This is a genomic window from Micromonospora tarensis (assembly GCF_016803395.1).
GTDB classification, from domain to species: Bacteria; Actinomycetota; Actinomycetes; order Mycobacteriales; family Micromonosporaceae; genus Micromonospora; species Micromonospora tarensis.
The window spans coordinates 1-3,551 of sequence record NZ_JAEVHL010000400.1 but is presented as its reverse complement, the minus strand read 5'-3'; the positions used below and the strand labels follow the sequence as shown (position 1 = coordinate 3,551).

At 75.0% G+C, this 3,551-nt stretch carries 2 protein-coding genes and 3 pseudogenes; all 5 read right to left on the bottom strand.

Annotated features, from left to right (window positions below; translation table 11 throughout):
* Nucleotides 1-481, bottom strand: a pseudogene (locus JM949_RS34620) (PfkB family carbohydrate kinase); the annotation flags it as partial.
* A 16-nt stretch (nt 482-497) separates the two neighbouring features.
* Nucleotides 498-1,199 carry a D-sedoheptulose-7-phosphate isomerase gene (locus tag JM949_RS34615; RefSeq protein ID WP_203152258.1) on the bottom strand — a complete coding sequence of 234 codons (702 nt, stop codon included), beginning with the start codon at nt 1,197-1,199 and terminating at the stop codon, nt 498-500.
* Nucleotides 1,196-2,413: a glycosyltransferase gene (locus JM949_RS34610; RefSeq protein ID WP_203152256.1), complete on the bottom strand. Its 1,218-nt coding sequence runs from the start codon at nt 2,411-2,413 to the stop codon at nt 1,196-1,198. Before JM949_RS34610 ends, JM949_RS34615 begins: the two co-directional genes overlap by 4 nt.
* Nucleotides 2,398-3,373: pseudogene (locus JM949_RS34605) on the bottom strand (glycosyltransferase). Before JM949_RS34605 ends, JM949_RS34610 begins: the two are co-directional and overlap by 16 nt.
* Nucleotides 3,370-3,551, bottom strand: a pseudogene (locus JM949_RS34600) (HAD-IIIA family hydrolase); the annotation flags it as partial. The pseudogenes JM949_RS34605 and JM949_RS34600, both read right to left, overlap by 4 nt.

Sequence of the window (3,551 nt, the reverse complement as noted above, 5' to 3'; positions counted from 1 at the left end):
CGGCGCGCGGGTGGCGGCCAACGCGTCGCGCAGCGCGGGCTGCCGGGCCACCCCCGCCCGTAGTCGCTGACCAGCACCGCCGACGCCGCGCCGATCACCCGGAGCACCTCGTCGGAGGGCTGGCCGGGCTCGCTGGACGTCCCGCCGCGGTCGTGGCGCAGCAACACCCGCCCCCGGGCCCGCAGCCGGATCTTCTCCGGCGTCGCGCCGGAGAGCGGCAACGGGTACACCTGCACGCCGGCGGCGGAGAGCAGGGCGCTCAGTCGGGCCCGCCGGCGTCGTCGGCGAGCGCGGTCACCAGCACCACCTCGGCGCCGAGCGCGGCGGCGAAAACCGCCGCCAGGCCGGCGCCGCCGGGTCGGTCGGTCGCCGCGATCTCGTCGAGCACCGGCACCGGGGAGTCCGGGCAGAGCCGGTTCACCACACCCTCCACGTCCCGGTCGAGCAGGGTGTCCCCGAGCACCACCACCGGTCCCCTCACGCTTGCCTCCTCATCCTCACGCGTCGACCTGCGACCCGGTCCCGCCGTCGAGCACCACCTCGACCCCGGCGCGCACCGGCCCGGACGGCAGCCGACCGGCCGGCGACGGCCCGTGCTGGACGACCGCCGCGGCGGCGGCCAGGGCGGCGGGCAACTCCTGTTCGAGGTACTCGCAGAGCAGGTGACTGGTCACCAGGTGCAGCTCCTGGACGACCTGGGTGTCCGCGGAGGCGACGGCCAGCACGTCGTCGCAGGCGTCGGCGAGGGAGTTGGGGGTGGCCCCGGTCAGCGCCCAGGTGGTCAGGCCGACGGCGCGGCCGGCCTGCGCGGCGGCGACCAGGTTGGGGCTGGCGCCGCTGGTGCTGAGCAGCAGCAGGATGTCACCGGGACGACCGTGGGCACGCACCTGGCGGGCGTACACGTCGTGGTAGCCGTAGTCGTTGGCGATGGCGGTGAGCGCGCTGGTCTCGGCGTGCAGCGCGATCGCGGAGAGCGGTTGCCGGTCGTCGTGGAGCTTGCCGACCAGCTCCGCGGTGAGGTGCTGGGCCTCGGCGGCGCTGCCGCCGTTGCCGGCCACCAGCAGCCGGCCCCCGGTGGCCAACCGACGGGCCAGGTCCGCGCCCCAGCGCGCCAACTGCGGCTCACAGCTCCGGTACGGCACCAGCGCCGCGGCGAGATTCGTCAGGTGGGTGTCGAGCAGGCTGCCCGCCGGCATCAGGCCACCACCCGGGTCGGCCGGCGGACGGCGGCCACCTCGCTGTAGACCTCGACCAGCCGCTCGGCGGTGGCCGCCCAGGAGTACCGCGCCCGGGCCCGCTCGCGGGCCGCCGCGGCGTACCCGAAGCGCCTGATCCGGTCGTCGAGCAACCCCTGGATCGCGGTGGCCAACGCGTGCGGATCCCGGGCCGGCACCAGGTCACCGGTCGTCCCGTCGACCACGGTGTCCCGGATGCCACCCACGGCCGTACCGACGACCGGCACCCCGCAGGCCATCGCCTCCAGCGGGGTCAACCCGAACGGCTCGTACCAGGGCGCGGCGACCAGCAGGTCCGCCGAGCGGTACCAGCGGCCCATCTCCTCCCGGGGCACCGCGCCGACCAGGTGCACCCGGTCGGCCACCCCGCACGACTCGGCGAGGGCCCGCAACCGCCGGGCGTACGGGTCGGTCTCCAGCAATCCCTCGGGCGGACCGCCGACGACCACGCACTCGGCGTCCGGGACCAGGGCCATCGCCCGGATCACGGTCTGGAAGCCCTTGCGCTCGACCAGCCGGCCCACGGTGAGGACCCGGGCCCGTCCCGGCTCTCGGTCGGCGGCCGGCCCGAGCGGGGCGAACGTCGCGAGGTTCACCCCGGAGGGCACCACTGTCATCCGGGACCGGGGCACGCCCATCCGGACCAGCTCACCCACCTCGTCGCGGCACTGCGCGACGATCCGGTCCACCGAGCGACCCAGCTCCCGCTCGTAGGAGATCCGTCGGGCTGGGCTGGTGTCCTGCACACCCTGGTAGCGGCGTTTCACAGTGCCCAGCGCGTGGTACGTCTGCACCACCGGCACGCCGGTCTGCCGGCCGGCCGTCAGCGCCGCCAGGCCGCTCATCCAGAAGTGCGCGTGGATCACCTCGGGTGCCCAGTCCCCGCCCCGCCACCGCTCGATCAGCCAGCGGCTGAACTCCCGCATGTGCGGCAGCAGCGCGTCCTTGGCCACCGGCTCGGCCGGACCCGCCGGCACGTGCACCACGTCGTACCCGTCCGCGCTGCGCACTGTCACCGGCAGGTCGAGCGCGTCCCGACGGGTGTAGACCCGCACCTCGTGCCCGGCGGCGGCGAGCGCGGCGGACAGCTCCGCGACGTGCGTGTTCTGGCCGCCGGCGTCCTCCCCTCCGAGGACGGCGAGCGGGCTGGCGTGCTCCGAGATCATCGCGATCCGCATACTTCCTCCTCCAGCAGCCGGTCCCAGTCAGCGAGGAAACGGTCGAGGCCGTACCTGTCGCGCGCGGCGGCTCGGGCCGCCGCGCCGGCCCGGCGCGCGGTCTCCGGTTCGGCGAGGAACCGGCGGGCGGCGTCGAGCAGGGTGTCCGGTCCGGGTGGCGAGGGCCCCCGCCGCCGGCGGCACCGCCATCACCGCCTCGGTGGTGGCGAGCGCGACGACCGGCATGCCGATCGCCATCGCCTCGATGAGGCTGAGCCCGAGGGAGGTCCAGCGGCACAGGTGCAGGTACGCGCGCCGCCGGGCCAACTCGGCGTGCATCCGGTCCTGCGGCACGTCGTCGTGGCTGGTGAGGCGGTCGGCGGGCAGCCCGAGGTGGTCGGCCAAGCCGGCGACGCCCATCCCGAACACGTCCAGCGGGGCGATCTCGGCGAACCGGGCCAGCAGGTCGGTGCCGGTGACCCGGCCTCGTCGCACCGGTTCGTTGATCACCACGGCGAGCCGGTCGAGTTCCCCGGTGTAGGAGACGGTGGGGGCGACGATGCCGTGGTCGACCACTGTGGTGCGGGTGACGCCGGTGTCCCAGAAGATCTGGTTGAAGCCGGTGACGTGCGCGATGAGCAGGTCGTCGCGGTCGGCCATCGGGTGCCGGGTGTTGGGGACGTCGCCCTTCGGGGTGTTGTGTTCGACGTAGATGGCGGGGACGTCGCGCCCGGGGCGGCGGCGCAGCCACTCCTCGGCCCGGTCGACCTCCTCCGGTCGTTGCAGGATGATCAGGTCGACGTCGGCGTCCGGCAGGTTCTCCGGGGTGACCTCGACCGCGCTGTCCGGCCACGGGTAGGTGCGGGCCCGGCCGAGGCCGTAGGGGCCACGGTCGGGTGTGGTGGGGATCAGGTAGCGGTGACTGCCGTGCACGAACGACGTGGTCCAGGAGCCGTGCACGTGCCAGAGCAGGATGTTCATCGGCCGCCACCACCGACGGTGAGGGTCCGCAGCGCGTCGACCACCTGGTCCGGGTCGATGCCGCTGAGGCAGGGGTGACCGGGGACCGGGCAGCTGGCCGCCCGGGTGTCCCGGCAGGGCGCGGCGGCGTCGCCGACCCGGACGGTGGGCACCCGGTAGGGCGCCCACTGGCCGAACG

Coding starts and splice junctions, on each gene's coding strand:
- JM949_RS34610 (WP_203152256.1), bottom strand. CDS start 2,413: ATGCGGATCGCGATGATCTCGGAGCACGCCAGCCCGCTCGCCGTCCTC.